General features: G+C 64.2%; 15 protein-coding genes. 7 read left to right on the forward strand and 8 right to left on the reverse strand.

Annotated features, from left to right (window positions below):
- Position 1 precedes the first annotated feature (1 nt).
- The 6 genes from IB255_RS03915 to IB255_RS03940 form a co-directional block, all read right to left on the reverse strand.
- Complete coding sequence (locus IB255_RS03915) at positions 2-3,052, reverse strand: pilus assembly protein (protein ID WP_218189934.1); 3,051 nt, start codon at positions 3,050-3,052, stop codon at positions 2-4.
- A 2-nt stretch (positions 3,053-3,054) separates the two neighbouring features.
- On the reverse strand, positions 3,055-3,543 hold the full coding sequence (locus IB255_RS03920; protein WP_081516031.1) for a PilX N-terminal domain-containing pilus assembly protein: 489 nt from the start codon (positions 3,541-3,543) through the stop codon (positions 3,055-3,057).
- Complete coding sequence (locus IB255_RS03925; RefSeq protein WP_081516033.1) at positions 3,540-4,658, reverse strand: PilW family protein; 1,119 nt, start codon at positions 4,656-4,658, stop codon at positions 3,540-3,542. The genes IB255_RS03920 and IB255_RS03925 overlap by 4 nt, the downstream gene beginning before the upstream one ends.
- Complete coding sequence (gene pilV, locus IB255_RS03930) at positions 4,655-5,206, reverse strand: type IV pilus modification protein PilV (RefSeq protein ID WP_081516432.1); 552 nt, start codon at positions 5,204-5,206, stop codon at positions 4,655-4,657. The genes IB255_RS03925 and pilV overlap by 4 nt, the downstream gene beginning before the upstream one ends.
- Before the next feature lie 5 nt (positions 5,207-5,211).
- Positions 5,212-5,601 carry a type IV pilin protein gene (locus tag IB255_RS03935; protein WP_081516035.1) on the reverse strand — a complete coding sequence of 130 codons (390 nt, stop codon included), beginning with the start codon at positions 5,599-5,601 and terminating at the stop codon, positions 5,212-5,214.
- A 586-nt stretch (positions 5,602-6,187) separates the two neighbouring features.
- A complete protein-coding gene (locus IB255_RS03940) occupies positions 6,188-7,735 on the reverse strand; it encodes a cyclic diguanylate phosphodiesterase (protein ID WP_081516037.1) in 1,548 nt (515 codons plus the stop codon).
- Positions 7,736-7,896: 161 nt separating this feature from the next.
- Here IB255_RS03940 and IB255_RS03945 point away from each other — a divergent pair, with 161 nt between their 5' ends.
- Positions 7,897-8,412: an RDD family protein gene (locus IB255_RS03945; RefSeq protein ID WP_081516039.1), complete on the forward strand. Its 516-nt coding sequence runs from the start codon at positions 7,897-7,899 to the stop codon at positions 8,410-8,412.
- A 71-nt stretch (positions 8,413-8,483) separates the two neighbouring features.
- On the opposite strand, the gene lptG is transcribed toward IB255_RS03945, so the two are convergent.
- The gene (lptG, locus tag IB255_RS03950; RefSeq protein WP_081516041.1) at positions 8,484-9,551 is read right to left on the reverse strand and encodes an LPS export ABC transporter permease LptG; all 1,068 of its coding nucleotides are present in this window, start codon (positions 9,549-9,551) and stop codon (positions 8,484-8,486) included.
- The gene (gene lptF / locus IB255_RS03955; protein WP_081516043.1) at positions 9,544-10,668 is read right to left on the reverse strand and encodes an LPS export ABC transporter permease LptF; all 1,125 of its coding nucleotides are present in this window, start codon (positions 10,666-10,668) and stop codon (positions 9,544-9,546) included. Before lptF ends, lptG begins: the two co-directional genes overlap by 8 nt.
- Before the next feature lie 190 nt (positions 10,669-10,858).
- Between lptF and IB255_RS03960 the strand changes: the two genes are divergently transcribed.
- The 6 genes from IB255_RS03960 to IB255_RS03985 all read left to right on the forward strand — a co-directional run bounded on the left by IB255_RS03960 (position 10,859) and on the right by IB255_RS03985 (position 16,987).
- The gene (locus tag IB255_RS03960; protein ID WP_081516045.1) at positions 10,859-12,349 is read left to right on the forward strand and encodes a leucyl aminopeptidase; all 1,491 of its coding nucleotides are present in this window, start codon (positions 10,859-10,861) and stop codon (positions 12,347-12,349) included.
- A 34-nt stretch (positions 12,350-12,383) separates the two neighbouring features.
- Positions 12,384-12,812 carry a DNA polymerase III subunit chi gene (locus IB255_RS03965; protein ID WP_081516047.1) on the forward strand — a complete coding sequence of 143 codons (429 nt, stop codon included), beginning with the start codon at positions 12,384-12,386 and terminating at the stop codon, positions 12,810-12,812.
- 21 nt (positions 12,813-12,833) lie between these two features.
- Positions 12,834-13,205 carry a DNA polymerase III subunit chi gene (locus IB255_RS03970; protein WP_081516049.1) on the forward strand — a complete coding sequence of 124 codons (372 nt, stop codon included), beginning with the start codon at positions 12,834-12,836 and terminating at the stop codon, positions 13,203-13,205.
- Positions 13,206-13,416: 211 nt separating this feature from the next.
- Positions 13,417-16,266, forward strand: a complete 2,850-nt coding sequence (locus tag IB255_RS03975; protein WP_081516051.1) for a valine--tRNA ligase — start codon at positions 13,417-13,419, stop codon at positions 16,264-16,266.
- Between the two features lie 84 nt (positions 16,267-16,350).
- Positions 16,351-16,641: a nucleotidyltransferase family protein gene (locus IB255_RS03980; protein ID WP_081516053.1), complete on the forward strand. Its 291-nt coding sequence runs from the start codon at positions 16,351-16,353 to the stop codon at positions 16,639-16,641.
- A complete protein-coding gene (locus tag IB255_RS03985; protein ID WP_081516055.1) occupies positions 16,634-16,987 on the forward strand; it encodes a DUF86 domain-containing protein in 354 nt (117 codons plus the stop codon). Before IB255_RS03980 ends, IB255_RS03985 begins: the two co-directional genes overlap by 8 nt.
- The last annotated feature ends 1 nt before the right edge of the window (position 16,988 follow it).

Raw genomic sequence — 16,988 nt, forward strand, 5'->3', positions numbered from 1 at the left:
CCTATCGCTCGATATCCCAGAACACCCAGGACTTGGGCTGCGGGCTGGTGCCCGGCGCGGTCGGCTCGGAGACCTTCAGCGGAGAATCGGACGAACCGCCGATGATGAAGTCCCTCAGGCTGCCGTCGTCGAGTTGTACGCGCCCCGCCACGGGTGACGGAGGCAGGCCGCCGCCGGAGATGACGCCGAAGCGCTGGTCGCCGGTGCCTGCGGCGTTCAGGTAGCTGATGTTGTAGACGCGCGCGGTGCCCAGGCTGGAGCAGCTGGTGGGGCTGGCCACGGCAGGCTGGTGGGTGCTGAAGGTGATGTTGTTGTAAAGCAGCAGCGCCGAGGTCACTACCTGCTCGGTCGACTGCAAGCCCAGGTACCAGCCTTTGGGGTAGGCCGCGACCTGCGTATTGGTGGGCGTTGCCGTGGAGGTAATGGGCAGCAGCGAGCTGTTGCAAATCAGGTTGGCGGCGCAGGTGGCGTTCTCCAGGGTCAGCCAGTTGACGTCGCTGGGCTTGTCGCGCAGGGCATAGAAGCGGTTCGCCACGCTGGCGGCGGAGGTGTAGGTCAGCAGCGGCTTCTCGCGGTCGCCGGAGCCCAGCAGGATCACGTACTCGCCGTTGACGGAGGCCACCTCCGGGCCGTAGAGGAACTTGCGGTTGGCTGTACAGGAAGTCGCCGTCGCGCACCCCAGGGAAGCGATCTTGGTCATGGTCCAGTTGGCCGGCGGGGTACTGCCGATGGCACTGAAGGCATCGACGCCGGAGATCCGGTAGACGTTGCCGCCCATGTCGGAGGCATAGCCGTAGGCGATCAGGCCGCTGCTGTTGGTGACCAGGGCGACACTGCCGACGACCCCGCGATCGGTGTCGAAGGTTTTCAGCAAGGCGCCGGTGTCCGCATCCAGCAGATAGATGTGATTGCCCTTGGAGGTCGCCGTGCAGGTATTGGGATCGGCGTCCTCGCACTTGTCGTAGCCACCGCCCATGGCCAGGATCGTCGACGCACCGCTGCCGTAGCCTTGCGCCAGGACGGGAACCGGCGTCGCCCAGGTCTGCCCAATGCCGCTGAGGCCAGTACCGCAGCCGGTGTCATTGGCCATGTTGGGACAACCGATCTTCCACTTCAGGGTCGGGCTGGCCGGGGTGGTGACGTCAAAGGCATAGATCGAGCGGCCGCCGCGGCGCATGGCGGAATAGATCCAGGTGCTGGTGCCCTGCTGCACCACGGAAACCGAGCCGTCCATGCCATAGTCCTTGGGCTGCGGCGTGGGCGTGCCCGTGGTATGGCCGGGGAAGCTGATGGTGGTGGTGTTGTCCCGCAGGCGCTTGATCCGCGGGTAGAACTCCGGCGGCATGAACGACCAGATTTCACTGCCGGCCGAGACGCCCGCGACGGTTCCGCTGCGGTTGCCGTTGATAGCGTGCAACAGCCCGTCGTTGGCGCCGTAGTAGACCACCACCAGGGGTGAAGACGTGGTTCCGTAGTTGACCGCCGCAGGGCGCGAGTGCACGACGTCGCCGTGAACCGAGGAGCGCATCTCGGTGACGTTGGCGTTGAGGTTCTCGTCCTGATTGTCGGCGCCGATGGCCCAACCGATCAGGTTGGTCCGCTCGGTGGCGTCTGCCGCCCCCAGCAGGGCCTGGGTGACGGCCGTGTTGGCGGTGTTGAAGTTGGTCAGCGTCGCACAGGTCGTGGGATCGCAAGTCTTCATGGTCCGCGAACTGGCCTGGCGCAAAACATAGGCCTGGGCGCCCTTCTCGACGATGTTGCCGTCGGGATAGTTGGACACGTCGGAGCCGGTCACGGTCAGGCAGTTGCCCTGCGGCTTGAACGCCCAGTAGTTGTCCAGCGAGGTGGGCGTCCAGAAGCTGCGGGCGCATTCGGTGATGAAACCGGTGCCGCTGTTGATTGCGCTGTTGCCGTTGGCGTCCACCGTGGTGAGCTGGCTGCTGACCACGCCCACCTTGTATTGCTTGAGGTTGCCGGGCCAGCGCGGGAAGGAATCGGAGTCGGGGCGGAACATGCCGACGAACACCTGGTTCAGGTAGGTGCTCTGGGAGCTGACGCTGATCGGCAGGGTGACGGAGGCGAACACGCTGTTGGTGGCCTGGATCTCGGAGAAGATGGCATTCAGCGCATCGGAGATCTGCGTGCCACTGGCCGTCACGTCGAAATATTTGCCACTGCTGACGTTGGCCATGCTCTTCAACAGGGCGGTCCAACCCGGGCCCTGGCCGGTGGTGACCTTGTTGATATCCACGGTGTAGGTGGTGATGGCCTGGGTGCTCTTCTTCATGAAGCGCGCCCATTCGTCGGCCATGTTGTCCTGCGAGCCGCTGGGGGAAATGGGGATCGCCGTGGTATTGCCCCCGGCAGCAGTCAATGCACTGGTCGCCTGCTTGATATCGTTGGTGTTGTCCTGCGCCGCGCCGTTACTGATGTAGATGATGAAGTTTTTCGCGCAGCCAGCGACGATCGGGTTGTTATAGGTGGTGGCGTCCTTCGACGCCAGGGCGTTGCCGCTCAGGGCATAGATCGCGTTGGATGCGGTGGTGCCGCTGGCGTTGCCGGCGAAGTCGGTCTTGACCTTCTGGTTGCCGGAATTGGGCGTGCCCGCCGAGTAATACAGCCAGGCCTCCTCCATGGCCTTGCTGATCTTGCCGCCATTGGACTTGTCGCTCCCCACGTCCAGGCTGCTGACCAGCGCCTGGTACTTGGGCTTGGTCGAACTGTCGAGCAGACGCATGGCGGCACGCACATAGGCGCCGTCGTCACCCTTGTTGCCGCTGCCGGTCTCGCTGAACAGCATCAGGCTGACGCGGAACTTGTTCACCTGCAGCCCGTTGACCACAGAGGCCAGCGCAGTCATCTCGTTGCTGAACGGCGTGGTCCAGTTGGCGGTGTTGTCCAGGATGATCAGGACGTTGGGCGCGTCCGTGGCACCGGTGGGCGTGCCGACGAACAAGTCGATGTCCTCGGCACGAACGGCCGACTGGGCGACGCACAGGAGGCAGAGGGCGAAAATCCGCCGGAGCATTCCGGCCTGGCAGCTCTTGTTCATGTTCATGCTCCGCACGCGGCGACTTTCTGCGAATCGGTCAGGTGCACGCGCACCCCGGAACGCACTCTTACCGAGGTGCCGGTCACGGCATCGGTGACATCGGCGTTGAGCCCCCAGACGGTGTCCCATCCCGTGGAACACATGGCTGCCTGGCCACCACCACAAGCCAGATTGGAGGGACTCGGCCTGGCGCTCATGCACACCGGCGACGCCATGGAAACCTGGTAGTCGGTGGTACCGTCGTTATTGATGTCGACATTGAGCTGCTCGGCCGCCGGCGCGGCGGTGAAGGCCGAGCCGATGACCCGCTGGATACCAACATCAGCCGCGGCAATGGCCTCGTTGCGGAACTGCATGTTGCCCACTGCCTTCAGATTGGTGCCGCTGAGGGTGTAGGCGCTGCCGACCATCAGCATCAGCATCAGCAACATCACCAGGGCGACCACCAGGGTCGCGCCCTGCTGGGCTCTCGAATTGCGCTGCGTCGTCATGGCGTCTGCCTCCGACGGGATACGTTCACCAGCGTGGCGCTGGAGGTGAACAGATGCCGTTTGTAGCCATCGGTGAACGGGCCCAGGGTGGAGCTACCCAGGGCGTAGGTCTTGTCCGAGGTGTAGCCCGCGGTTTGCGTGCGGGCGCGAGCCAGGACGTAGAGCCGGGCTTCCACCACATTCGCCAGCTGGGCCACCGTGCAGGAACCGGCCCCGCAATGGACAAAGCTGCCGTCGGGCGAGCCATCGCCACGGTTGGTCACGGTGACCCGGGTATTGGGGTCATCCCAATGCGGCGCCGCGAGGTAATCGGTCGGATCGTTCGACTTGCTGAGGCTGTCCAGGCCCAGCTCGACGCGGAAGGCCTCGACCCCCTCGATCAGCGGTACTGCTGCCTGCAGCGCGTTGGCCGGCGTGGCCCCACCGGAAAGATCGAAGGTGGAGCGCATCAGGGTCGGTATGCCATCGCCTGCGCTCACCGCGTAATCGCGCACGTAATACAGATCGATGACGAACTTGCGACGCTCGGCGATGGTCAGGCAATTGAGGCTCGTCAGGGTGAACCCGGTGGTGTCCAGCACAAAGGCCCCGAGGGTCTCGTTCTTGCAGAAGGACGACTGGAAATACACCTTGCCGGCTGCCAGTGCATCGCAATTGCCAACGCCCGGTGAGCAGGTATCGACATGCCGCACCACCAGCACATCGGAGTTGCTCGCCAGGTTGGTGACTATCGCCGAACAACCGGGGGGCACCGCGGAGAAGGTCTGTGCCGCGATGCCGACGGAGTTGATCCTGTCCTGCTGCGTCCAGGTCGAGAAGGCCGAGCACACCGGCGGCAACGCCGTCGGGTAATCGGCCGGCGGATCGGTCGCGGTCAGGTCATCGAACTGCGGTACATAGCCATTCCAGAACCCGGCGTGGGCGAGGTCTTCCTGCAGCAGGCCCACGGCGAAGCGCCCATTCTCGATCAGCGAGTTGGTCTGGGCCATGTCGTCACTGGTCCGGCGCAGGTTCAGGTAGAGCGTCAGCACCGCGACCATGATCAGCAGGCTGATGGTCACTGCGATCATCATCTCTACCAGGGTGAAGCCCCTGTGGCGGGATACGCCCCTCATAGCGAGGCCACCCGCACAACCGTGGTGACCACGCGCCGGCACAGGTCGCTGCTGCATCCGGAGCTGCCGTTGTAGCTGTTACTGCCACACGCCACGCTCGAAGGCGGCGCCGAGATCGGCGACATGCCCTGCCAGGCCACGGTGATCAGGTACTGATTGCTGCCCAGCGACTCGATGCAGCCACGCCCGCCGAGCATGGCGCCGGCCTTCACGCTGCCGCCGCCCACTTCCGCCGCGCCCTGCAGGCTGTTGCACCAGTCAGCGAGGTCCGCCTGCTGACGGGTCCCGCTGCTGGTCGGACAGGACATGCCCGCTCCCACCGGCGAGCTGCTGCCGGTGACATAGCTGGAGGAGTTCTTCGCGTTGGCGTTCATCCGGCTGGACATGTCATTGAGCAGCAGCAGCGCCTGGGCGCGCTGGTAGGACTCCATGTCCGACAGCTGCATGCGCATCTGCAGCTTGGCCAGGCCGAGCAGGCCCAGCGAGATGATGAGGATGCTGACAAGCAGCTCGATCAGGGTGAAGCCGCGGTGCCGGGAGGTCATCATGTTGATCACCACTTCGCCGATGGCGTCCGAGTGCCGTCGCTGGCCAGGGTCAGGTTGCCGTCGCTGGCCTGCCCGCCGCTCGGGGTGAAGGTGATGGTGAAAGTCGGCGGTGTGCCGCTGCCCACGGTGATGTCGTAGCTGTAGTCGCCCGACACCTCACTGGGCAGCGCGTAGCCACCACCTTCCAGCGCCGACTTGCTGGCGTAGGCGCGGTTGGCCAGCAGGTACTGCTGCTGGCGGTTGGCGATATCCATCATCTGCGCCTGGGCCGCGGACCGCTTGCCCCGGATGACGTACTGCTGATAGCTGGGGTAAGCGATTGCAGCCAGGATCGCTACTATCGCCGCCACCACCATCAACTCGATCAGGGTAAAACCACGGGAACTAACAGGCATTATCGAGACTCTCTTTGCCGGGGCCTTTTTCAAAGACTCTATTAGTTAAATGGCGAATCGCCACCCCGCCGACACAGTAATTCAATACCAGTCGTCGCCGACGTATCGCCATATATAAAAATAGCTAACGAAAAGAGGGCCAATTCCGGAGCGCCAAAATACCAACACCCTCTGAATCCGGGGCATTAGAACGAAACATCGCGAGGGCAGCAAGGCTTGTAAATCAGGCACTTCCGCATCAAAACAAACACCCGACAGCCAGCCAGAAAAGCAATATAAAGAACAACCGTACCATTCATGAAATACACATGAAGAAGTTGTGAAAAAAACGTAAAATCAAACTCTCCATAGCGCATTTCAAATTAATAAAATCAGCACTGATAACCTATTAAAAAGCAGCCATCTCGCAATAACGAACGAGAAACCATTACATCTTTAAAACTAGGCTTATCCGACTATTCATCAGCTAACTATCGAGTCAATCAGCTCCCAGACAGGAACAGCCGGCTGTTCACATCCGCTCCACAAGCTGGAAAATTTTCCCAGTGCGCCGCCCCCTCACCGCAACAGGGACGGCAAGCCGGCATCAGCCCCCCAGCGACCGGCCCTGAAGGGCCTGGACAAATGCCGCCAGCGGCATCGGTCGATCGAAGAGGTACCCTTGCAGCACCTCCACCCCACGCAGGGCCAGGTAGTCCTGCTGCTCCTCGGTTTCCACACCCTCGGCGATGATCATCAGGTCCAGCTTGCCGCACAGCTCGACGATGCTGTCCAGAACGTGCGAAGACAGGGCATCCACGCCAATCATCGCCACGAAACTCTTGTCGATCTTCAGCGCGTCCACCTTGAAGCGATGCAGGTAGGCGAGACTGGAATTGCCGGTGCCGAAGTCGTCGATGGCCAGCTTGACGCCCAGGCCATGAAGGTTGTCGAAGAGTTCGTCGGTTACCTCACTGGAAACGATCAGCTCGCGCTCGGTCAGCTCCAGGGTCAACTCCGGCCGATGGGGCAGGAAGCGCGCCTGGAAGTCGCGGCAATCACCGAACAACCCCGGCTCCGTGCAATGCCGGGCGCTGATGTTGAAGCTCAGATGGAAGCCCTCGCCCAGCAGGTGCCCGTGCGGTGCCAGCCCATCGGCGACCTGGTGGAACAGCTCGCGGGTCATCGCCACGATCAGCCCGGAGCGTTCGGCCATGGGGATGAACAGGTCGGGGCCGACCATGCCTTCGCGCGGATGGACCCAGCGCATCAGCACTTCCGCACCGACCCAGCGGCCGTCCCGGGCATCGACCAGCGGCTGCAGGTACGGCACGAACTCCCCGGCGAGCAAGGCACGCTCAAGCTCCAGGCTTGGCGTCGCCGAACGCCCCCAGAGCCAGTAGCAGGCCACGCCCGATGCACCACCCAGCATCAGCATCAACGCCACCAGCGGCAACGCGTCTTCGTGGATGTGCCGCCATTGCGCCCCTTCGGGGAAGCCGCCGATGACCTTGTAGGGGAATCGCTCGGAGGTCAGTTCGACATGCCCCAGCGGCAGGCGGACAGGCTTGCCGTCGAACACCCTGCCCTCCTCGTCCATCCACTGCCCGCCGACCTGCAATTGCAGGTCGCTGCGTTGATCGACCAGTTGCAGCGTGTTGCTCAGGTAACGTCCATCCACCGTCGCCAGCGCGGCGTGGCGTCCTTCGACACGCCGCAGGATCAACAGCGCGTAGTTCGGCGTGATCTCGTTACCGGCCATCATCCGCAGCCGGCCGGCGACATACAGGCTCGAATCCAGCGGCGCCTCGAAATCGCCGAACAGCGAGGTGCAATAGATTTGGTCATCGCGAGTCAGATTGACCGACCGGACGAACGGCACCACCGCCACCTGTTCGCGCAGGACGAGCGTCGCCTCGTCGCAGCCCTCGTCCACATGCAGCAGAGCCACCTGGGCGGCCCCTGCCGCATTGCTCAGCATCACGTCGAACAGCCGAACGGCCTCGTTCGAAGCAGTACGCGCCTCGACGCTCAGGGTGCGCAAGGCCTGCCAATAGATGATGGCGCTGCCCAGCAGCAACGGCAGCAGGGCCATGGAGAGGGAGAAGACCAGGCGAGGCAGCAGCCGGCGCCGGGTGTAGTTGCGAAGCGGCATCCTTGTTCCTTGCTTGACGGCGCCGCGACCTGCGACGCATTGCCACTCCCCCATGGGCAGCGACGTGGTTTGAGCTTAGAACAGCCACCGCCGCCGGGCGCCGCGCGGCGGAATCCGTATAATCCCCGCCCCATCCATCCTGATCGCCACTGAAGACGCCCATGTCCAAGCCGCAGCAGCTCCAGCCCGCGGGGAACTTCCCGCCCGCCACGCTCCTCCGTCGCTTTGCCGCGATGTTCTATGACTTCCTGCTCTGCGTGGCCTTGCTGATGGTGGTGACGCTGGCCTATCAGCAGGGCTTCCTGCGCCTGATCTATGGCAGCGAGAAGCTCCGGATGCTGGCCGACCAGGGGGCGCTGACCGGCGACCCGCTGCTGTCCAGCCTGCTGTTCATCAGCGTGTTCGCCTTCTTCGCGAAGTTCTGGACCCACAGCGGCCAGACCCTGGGCATGCAGGTCTGGGGCGTTCGTGTGCAGAACGCCAACGGCACGCGCATCACCCTGATGCAGGCGCTGCTGCGCTTCGTCATCGCCATCGCGTCCTGGGGCTGCGCCGGCCTGGGCTTCCTCTGGATGCTCTGGGACAAGGACCAGCGCACCTGGCAGGACCGCTACTCGGAAAGCGTGGTGATCCAGATCCCCAAGGCGGTGCGCAAGGCATCGCAGGGGCGGGGCTGAAATCTCGGGCAATAAAAAAGCCGGCGATTGCCGGCTTTTTTGCGGGCGCGGGTTCTACCGCGCGATGGGACTCAGCCCGCCCGCTTCAACAGCAGCGTGCCGAGGAAAGCACAGATCGCCGCCGGCACCAGCACCGCCAGCAGCGGCGGGAAGTTGAACACCTGGCTGGACGGGCCGAGCAGGTCCTGGGCGATGCGGAAGGTGAAGCCCACCAGCACCCCGGTGAACACGCGCTGGCCGAGGGTCACGCTGCGTAGCGGGCCGAAGATGAACGAGATCGCCATCAGCACCAGGGCAGCGGTCACCAGCGGCTGCAGGATCTTGGTCCAGAACGCCAGCCAGTAGCGGTTGGAGCTCAGGCCCTGGTCCTGCAGGTAATGGATGTAGTTCCACAGGCCGGTGATGGACAGCGCCTCCGGCTCCATCACCACGGTGTTGAGCAGTTGCGGGCTGAGCTGGATGTTCCAGGTCTCGCTGGGCTTGCTTACGACCTCGCTGCGCTTTTCAGCCGCGTGCAGCACCGAGGTGGTCACGTCCTGCAACTGCCACTGGTCGTTCTCGAACACCGCCTGACGGGCGAAGCTCGCGCTCTGCAGGCGACGGTTGTCGTCGAAGTTGTAGCGGGTCACGCCCAGCAGCACGCCGTCCGGGCGCACCACGTTGATATGGATGAATTCATGCCCCTGGCGGTGCCACAGGCCCGACTTCGAGCTTTGCGAACCATTGCCGCTCTGCGCCAGGGCGCGACCGCTCTGGGCAGCGGTTTCGGTGTAGGGAATCACGTACTCACCCACCAGGATGCCGGCGAACATCAGCACCAGCATCGGTTTCATCACCGCCCAGACGATGCGCTGCAGCGACACGCCAGCGGCGCGCATGATGGTCAGCTCGCTGTTGCTGGCCAGGGTACCCAGGCCCACCAGGCAGCCAATCAGCGCGGCCATGGGGAGCATGTCGTAGCCACGGCTCGGCGCGGTCAGCAGGACGAACTTGAGCGCCTCGCCAAGGGTGTAGGTGTCGCTGATCTGCCCCAGCTGGTCGACGAAGGCGAACAGTTCGGCCAACCCGAGGATCACCCCGAGTACCGCGAGAATGGAAACGAAGACAGTGGTGCCGATGTAACGATCCAGCTTACGCATGCTTCAGCACTCCGCCCGACTTCGCTCGCTTGGCGGCCAGCTTCAGACGCAGCGGCTCCCAGTACAACAACAACAGGCCGATGGCCAGGAATATCCCGTGAATCCACCACAGGCCCAGGGCCATGGGAATCTTGCCCTTGTCGAGCATGCCGCGCCCGGCGATCAGCAGCGCCAGGTAGGCCATGTACAGCAGCACGGCCGGCAGCAGCTTGAGGAAGCGGCCCTGGCGCGGGTTGACGCGCGACAGCGGCACGGCCAGCACGGTCACCACGAAGACCAGCAGCGGGATGGACAGGCGCCACTGCAACTCCGACTTCATGCGAGGATCGTCGCTGCCCAGCAGGTCGGAGGTGGGAATGGCGTCGCGGTCGTCGATCTCGCTGCTCACTTCCGGCTTGGGCAGCAGGGCAGCGTAGGTGTCGTACTTGATCTCGCGGTAATCGGCCTGTCCGGGCGTACCGTCGTAGCGATAGCCGTCCTTGAGGATCAGGTAGCGACTGCCGTCAGCATGGATTTCCTGCACGCCGGTGGTGCCGACCAGCACCGAAGTGCCGCCGTCCTTGCCATTGCGCGGGCGGTTCTTGTCCGAAATGAACACACCACCCAGTTCGGTGCGCTCGTTGGCCAGGGTCTCGGTATAGGTCACCCGCGTGCCATCGCGCATTGACTGGAAGCGCCCCGGCGCCAGGGTGTCGAACTCGGTCATCGCATCCTGCTTGTTCAGCAGCAACTGCATCTGGGTAATGCCCTGGGGCGCCAGCCACAGGCTCAGCCAGGCCACCAGCAGGGCGATGAACAGCGCCGGCACCAGGGTGATGGCCAGCAGGCGCTGCTGGCTCATGCCAGTGGCGGTGAGCACGGTCATCTCGCTGTCCAGGTACAGGCGGCCATAGGCCAGCAGAATGCCGAGGAACAGGCCCAGCGGCAGGATCAGCTGCAGGAAGCCCGGCAGGCGCACGCCCATGATCATGAACAGCGAACCCGGATCGAGCAGGCCTTGGGCTGCCTGCGCCAGGTACTTGATGAAACGGCCGCTCATGATGATGACCAGCAGCACGGCGCTCACCGCACTCATGGTGATCAGCACTTCACGGGACAGGTAACGGAAGACAATCAAACCGGACACTCCAGGGTTGTCACGCTCAGGCGGCTACGCTCAAACTAGCCGCCGTGAAGCATTGCCGGGTGCGCGCGGACGCGACCCAGCGCAAATAACCGGCATTATCCTGCGATTCGCCAGGCCTGTCACTGCGCAGTCCACCTTCATTCGCAGACCCTTCTGCTCTTTGTCCCGGGGACACTCAGCCATGGAATTCCTTGTAAAAAGCGTACGTCCGGAAACTCTCAAGACCGCCACCCTGGTCATCGCCGTGGGCGAAGGCCGCAAGCTTGGCGCCACCGCCAAGGCCGTCGACGAAGCCACCGGCGGCGCCATCGCCAACCTGCTCAAGCGTGGCGATCTGGCAGGCAAGGTGGGCCAGACTCTACTGCTGCAAGATTTACCCAACATTAAGGCTGAGCGCGTCCTGCTGGTCGGCGCCGGCAAAGAGCGCGAACTCTCCGACCGCGCCTACCGCAAACTGGTTTCCGCCGTCCTGGGCAATCTGAAGAACCTGGGTGGTGCCGACGCAGTCCTGGCCCTGGGCGACCTGGCCGTCAAAGGCCGCAATGCCCACGGCAAGGCCCGCCTGCAGGTGGAAACCCTGGCCGACGGCACCTACGTCTTCGATCGCTTCAAGAGCCAGAAGGCCGAAGCGCCGAAGCTGAAGAAAATCACCCTGCTCGCCGACAAGGCCGACGCCGCTGCTGTCGAACAAGGCGCCAGGGAAGCCCAGGCCATCGCCAACGGCATGGCCCTGACCCGTGACCTGGGCAACCTGCCGCCGAACCTCTGCCACCCGACCTTCCTCGGCGAACAGGCCAAGGCGCTGGGCAAGGAATACAAGGGCCTGAAGGTCGAAGTCCTCGACGAGAAGAAACTGCGCGAGCTGGGCATGGGCTCCTTCCTCGCCGTCGCCCAGGGCAGCGACCAGCCGCCGCGCCTGATCGTGCTGCAGTACAACGGCGCGAAGAAGAAGGAGGAAGCCCCGCACGTACTGGTCGGCAAGGGCATCACCTTCGACACCGGTGGCATCAGCCTCAAGCCCGGCCTGGGCATGGACGAGATGAAGTTCGACATGTGCGGCGCCGCCTCCGTGTTCGGCACCTTCCGCGCCGTGCTGGAGCTGCAGCTGCCGATCAACCTGGTGGGCGTGATGGCCTGCGCCGAGAACATGCCCAGCGGCGGCGCCACCCGTCCGGGCGACATCGTCACCACCATGAGCGGCCAGACCGTCGAAATCCTCAACACCGACGCCGAAGGCCGCCTGGTGCTGTGCGACGCGCTGACCTACGTCGAACGCTTCAAGCCGCAGTCGGTGGTGGACATCGCCACCCTCACCGGCGCCTGCATCGTCGCCCTGGGCTCCAACACCTCGGGCCTGATGGGCAACAACGACGCGCTGATCAAGCAACTGCTCAAGGCCGGTGAAGTCGCCGACGATCGCGCCTGGCAGCTGCCGCTGTTCGACGAGTACCAGGAACAGCTCGACAGCCCGTTCGCCGACATCGCCAACATCGGCGGCCCGAAGGCCGGCACCATCACCGCCGGCTGCTTCCTGTCGCGCTTTGCGAAGAAGTTCCACTGGGCGCACCTGGACATCGCAGGCACCGCCTGGATCAGCGGCGGCAAGGACAAGGGCGCCACTGGCCGCCCGGTGCCGCTGCTGACCCAGTACCTGCTGGACCGCGCCAAGTAATGGCACAGTGCAACCTGCCGATGGGATCGAACGCATGACGCGTGTGGATTTCTACGTCATTCCCAGCGCCGATCCCGACGCACGCCTGACCATCGCCTGCCGCCTGGCTGAAAAAGCCTGGCGGCAAGGCATGCGCATCTTCGTGCTGTGCAGCGACGAGGCCCAGCGCGATGCGCTGGATGCCCGGCTGTGGAACTTCCGGGGCGAAACCTTCATCCCACACAACGCGGTGGAAGAAGATGCCGACTCGCCGATAGTTCTCGCCCTCGGCGAGCCGCCGGAAAGCCACCGGGACCTGCTGATCAACCTGACCCTGGCCATCCCTGCCTTCGTCGACCGCTTCAACCGGGTCGCCGAACTGGTGATCGAGGAGGCGGCGATTCGTCAGGCCGCGCGGGAGAATTTCCGTCGCTACCGCGAGCAGGGCTATCCTTTGCAGGACCACCGCCTGCCGCGCCCTTGAGAGCGTCTCAGCCAAGACACCATGGACAACCACAAGCCCCCGCACGACCCCGACCACCTGCTGGAAGACCTGAAGAAGATCCAGGACCTGCTGGACGAGTCGGGCGCCGAGCCGCCCCTGCTCACCGAATCCTTCGAGCCGGACAACATCCCGCTGCTCTCCGACGTCGTCACGCCCGCGCCCCAGGCGCCGGAGCCTGCAGCCACCCAGCCCGCCGCGCCGCAGGCCACTCCCGCCGCCAGCGAGCTGAACCGCCTGGACCTGGAACTGCGCGCCGCGGCCCAGCTGATCCTGCAGGACGTCCTCGATGACTTCGCCCCGCAGATCGAAGCCGAACTGCAACGCCGGCTCGAAGCGCGCATGCAGCGGCTGCTGGCCCAGCGCAAGACTTGACTCCCCGCCCAGGGAAACACCAGAGCCAGCCTATAGAAGCGCCCCATGGGCGCGATCGCGGGCATGGCCCGCTCCTACAACGGGCGTCGGCGCCAGACCGCCCACGCCTGCACCCCGAAAGCCGCCGATAAGCCCCCGGTGGCCTGAACTCCCCGCCTCCCGTTATACTCAGCGGTTTTCCGTCTAGCCTTATCAGGGTCCCGCCGCGCTCATGGACAAGACCTACCAGCCCCACGCCATCGAATCCCACTGGTACCCCCTGTGGGAGAAAGAGAACTACTTCGCCCCGCAAGGTTCCGGCGAGCCGTACACCATCATGATCCCGCCGCCGAACGTCACCGGCAGCCTGCATATGGGCCACGGCTTCAACAACGCCATCATGGACGCGCTGATCCGCTACCGCCGCATGCAGGGCCGCAACACCCTGTGGCAGCCGGGCACCGACCACGCCGGCATCGCCACCCAGATGGTGGTGGAGCGCCAGCTGGCCGCCCAGGGCATCGCCCGTCATGATCTGGGCCGCGAGAAGTTCCTGGAGAAGGTCTGGGAGTGGAAGGATCAGTCCGGCGGCACCATCACCCGCCAGATTCGCCGCCTGGGTTCCTCCGTGGACTGGTCGCGCGAGCGCTTCACCATGGACGAAGGCCTGTCCAACGCCGTGAAGGAAGCCTTCGTGCGCCTGCACGAGGACGGCCTGATCTACCGCGGCAAGCGCCTGGTCAACTGGGATACCAAGTTCCACACCGCCATTTCCGACCTCGAAGTGGAGAACCACGACGAGAAGGGCCACCTCTGGCACCTGCGCTACCCGCTGGCCGACGGCAACAAGACCGCCGACGGCAAGGACCACCTGGTCGTCGCCACCACCCGCCCGGAAACCGTGCTGGGTGACAGCGCCGTCGCCGTGCACCCGGAAGACGAGCGCTACGCCGCGCTGATCGGCACCTTCATCGACCTGCCGCTGGTGGGCCGGCGCATCCCGATCATCGCCGACGACTACGTCGACCGCGAGTTCGGCACCGGCTGCGTGAAGATCACCCCGGCCCACGACTTCAACGACTACGAAGTCGGCAAGCGCCACGATCTGCCGCTGATCAATATCTTCGACAAGGACGCCGCCGTCCTCGCCGTCGCCCAGGTGTTCAAGCTCGACGGCAGCGTCAACGCAGAGCTGGACGCCAGCCTGCCGGCCGCCTACGCCGGTCTCGACCGCTTCGTCGCGCGCAAGCAGATCGTTGCCGACTTCGAAGCCGCCGGCCTGCTCGAGAAGATCGACGACCACGCACTGAAAGTGCCCAAGGGCGACCGCTCCGGCACCGTCATCGAGCCGTGGCTGACCGACCAGTGGTACGTCTCCACCAAGCCGCTGGCCGAACCCGCCATCGCCGCCGTGGAAGACGGCAGCATCCAGTTCGTGCCCAAGCAGTACGAGAACATGTACTTCAGCTGGATGCGTGACATCCAGGACTGGTGCATCAGCCGTCAGCTGTGGTGGGGCCACCGCATCCCGGCCTGGTACGACGATGCCGGCAACGTCTACGTCGGCCGCAACGAGGCCGAAGTGCGCGCCAAGCACAACCTGGGCGACGCCAACCTGCGCCAGGACGAAGACGTCCTCGACACCTGGTTCAGCTCGGGCCTGTGGACCTTCTCCACCCTCGGCTGGCCGGAGCAGACCGACTACCTGAAGACCTTCCACCCCACCGACGTGCTGGTGACCGGCTTCGACATCATCTTCTTCTGGGTTGCGCGCATGATCATGCTGACCATGCACCTGATCAAGAATGGCGATGGCAGCGCGCAGATCCCGTTCAAGACCGTCTACGTCCACGGTCTGGTGCGCGACGGCCAGGGCCAGAAGATGTCCAAGTCCAAGGGCAACGTGCTCGACCCGCTGGACATCGTCGATGGCATTACCTTGGACGAGCTGCTGGAGAAACGCACCAGCGGCATGATGCAGCCCAAGCTCGCCGAGAAGATCGCCAAGCAGACGAAAGCCGAGTTCCCCGAAGGCATCGCCAGCTACGGCACCGACGCCCTGCGCTTCACTTTCTGCTCGCTGGCTTCCACCGGTCGCGACATCAAGTTCGACATGGGCCGCGTCGAGGGCTACCGCAACTTCTGCAACAAGCTGTGGAACGCCGCCAACTTCGTCATCGAGAACACCGATGGCAAGGACACCGGCGTCAATGGCGAGCCGGTCGAGCTGTCCTCGGTGGACCGCTGGATCATCTCCGCCCTGCAGCGCACCGAGATCGAAGTCGCGCGCCAGCTCGACGCCTTCCGCTTCGACCTCGCCACCCAGGCCCTCTACGAGTTCATCTGGGACGAGTACTGCGCCTGGTACCTGGAACTGGTCAAGCCGGTACTGTGGGACGAGAACGCGCCGATCGAGCGTCAGCGCGGCACCCGCCGCACCCTGGCGCGCGTGCTGGAAACCGCACTGCGCCTGGCGCACCCGTTCATGCCATTCATCACCGAGGAAATCTGGCAGCGCATCAAGACCGCCGCTGGCAAGTCCGGTGACACCCTGATGCTGCAACCCTGGCCGATCGCCGACGAGGCGAAGATCGACGCCGCCGCCGAAGGCGACATCGAGTGGGTCAAGGCCCTGATGCTGGGCATCCGCCAGATCCGCGGCGAGATGAACATCTCCATGGCCAAGCGCATCGACCTGGTGCTGAACAACGCCTCCCCCGAGGATCACCGTCGCCTGGCCGACAACGAGCCGCTGCTGATGAAGCTGGCCAAGCTGGAGACCATCCGCGTGCTGGACGAAGGCGAAGAGCCGCCGATGTCCGCCACCGCGCTGGTCGGCGACCTGCAGGTATTGGTGCCGATGGCCGGCCTGATCGACAAGGCTGCCGAGATGGCGCGCCTGGACAAGGAAATCCAGCGTCTGGAAGGCGAAGTCAAACGCGTGGGCGGCAAGCTGTCCAACGAAGGCTTCGTCGCCAAGGCACCGCCGGAAGTGATCGAGAAGGAACGCGCCAAGCTGGCTGAAGCCGAGCAGGCCGTGACCAACCTGATCCAGCAGCGCGAGAAGATCGCCAGCCTGTAAGCCCCAACACAAGGCCCGCCAATGCGGGCCTTGTGCTTTTCGCTTGTGCTACCTTCAGGCGTATTCCCTGATCCGGTAACCAACATGGACCGCCGCCACACCCTGACCCTGCTGGAAAGCTGCAAGCCAGAACTGGCCAACCGCTTCGGTGTAGTAAGGCTGGCTCTGTTCGGCTCGACCGCACGTGACGACGCAGGACCGGACAGCGATGTGGATATTCTGGTCAGTTTCGACGGCCCCGCGACCTCGGAGCGCTACTTCGGCGTGCAGTTCTACCTGGAAGACCTGCTGGGCAGCAGTGTCGATCTGGTAACCGAAAAGGCACTTCGCCCGGAGCTCCGCCCCTTCATCGAGGCGGAGGCGGTGAATGTCTGAGCGTCCCGAGCGAGTCTGGTATTTCTACGTCGACGACATGATTGCATGCGCTGAGAAGGTCCTCGCCTACTGCGCGAATCTGGATCAGCAGAGCTTCGTCACTACCCCGCTAGTTTATGACGCGACCTTGCGCAATCTGGAAATCATCGGCGAAGCCGCGACCCGCATTCCCGATGAAGTTCGCCAGGCACACCCGCTGGTCCCTTGGCGCATGCTGGTGGCTACCCGAAACCGACTGATCCACGGCTATCTGGGTATCGATAACGACACCCTTTGGAGCATCGTCCGCGACGAGGTTCCCAAGCTACTGACGCAGCTGCGAGAGCTGCGCCAGCAGCAACCCTGAA

Source organism: Pseudomonas sp. PDM22 (genome assembly GCF_014851965.1).
In the GTDB taxonomy this organism is placed as follows: domain Bacteria; phylum Pseudomonadota; class Gammaproteobacteria; order Pseudomonadales; family Pseudomonadaceae; genus Pseudomonas.

Coding starts and splice junctions, on each gene's coding strand:
- IB255_RS03915 (WP_218189934.1), bottom strand. CDS start 3,052: ATGAACAAGAGCTGCCAGGCCGGAATGCTCCGGCGGATTTTCGCCCTC.
- IB255_RS03925 (WP_081516033.1), bottom strand. CDS start 4,658: ATGAGGGGCGTATCCCGCCACAGGGGCTTCACCCTGGTAGAGATGATG.
- IB255_RS03965 (WP_081516047.1), top strand. CDS start 12,384: ATGACGCGTGTGGATTTCTACGTCATTCCCAGCGCCGATCCCGACGCA.
- IB255_RS03970 (WP_081516049.1), top strand. CDS start 12,834: ATGGACAACCACAAGCCCCCGCACGACCCCGACCACCTGCTGGAAGAC.
- IB255_RS03980 (WP_081516053.1), top strand. CDS start 16,351: ATGGACCGCCGCCACACCCTGACCCTGCTGGAAAGCTGCAAGCCAGAA.
- IB255_RS03935 (WP_081516035.1), bottom strand. CDS start 5,601: ATGCCTGTTAGTTCCCGTGGTTTTACCCTGATCGAGTTGATGGTGGTG.
- IB255_RS03945 (WP_081516039.1), top strand. CDS start 7,897: ATGTCCAAGCCGCAGCAGCTCCAGCCCGCGGGGAACTTCCCGCCCGCC.
- IB255_RS03940 (WP_081516037.1), bottom strand. CDS start 7,735: ATGCCGCTTCGCAACTACACCCGGCGCCGGCTGCTGCCTCGCCTGGTC.
- pilV (WP_081516432.1), bottom strand. CDS start 5,206: ATGATGACCTCCCGGCACCGCGGCTTCACCCTGATCGAGCTGCTTGTC.
- lptG (WP_081516041.1), bottom strand. CDS start 9,551: ATGCGTAAGCTGGATCGTTACATCGGCACCACTGTCTTCGTTTCCATT.
- IB255_RS03975 (WP_081516051.1), top strand. CDS start 13,417: ATGGACAAGACCTACCAGCCCCACGCCATCGAATCCCACTGGTACCCC.
- IB255_RS03985 (WP_081516055.1), top strand. CDS start 16,634: ATGTCTGAGCGTCCCGAGCGAGTCTGGTATTTCTACGTCGACGACATG.
- IB255_RS03960 (WP_081516045.1), top strand. CDS start 10,859: ATGGAATTCCTTGTAAAAAGCGTACGTCCGGAAACTCTCAAGACCGCC.
- IB255_RS03920 (WP_081516031.1), bottom strand. CDS start 3,543: ATGACGACGCAGCGCAATTCGAGAGCCCAGCAGGGCGCGACCCTGGTG.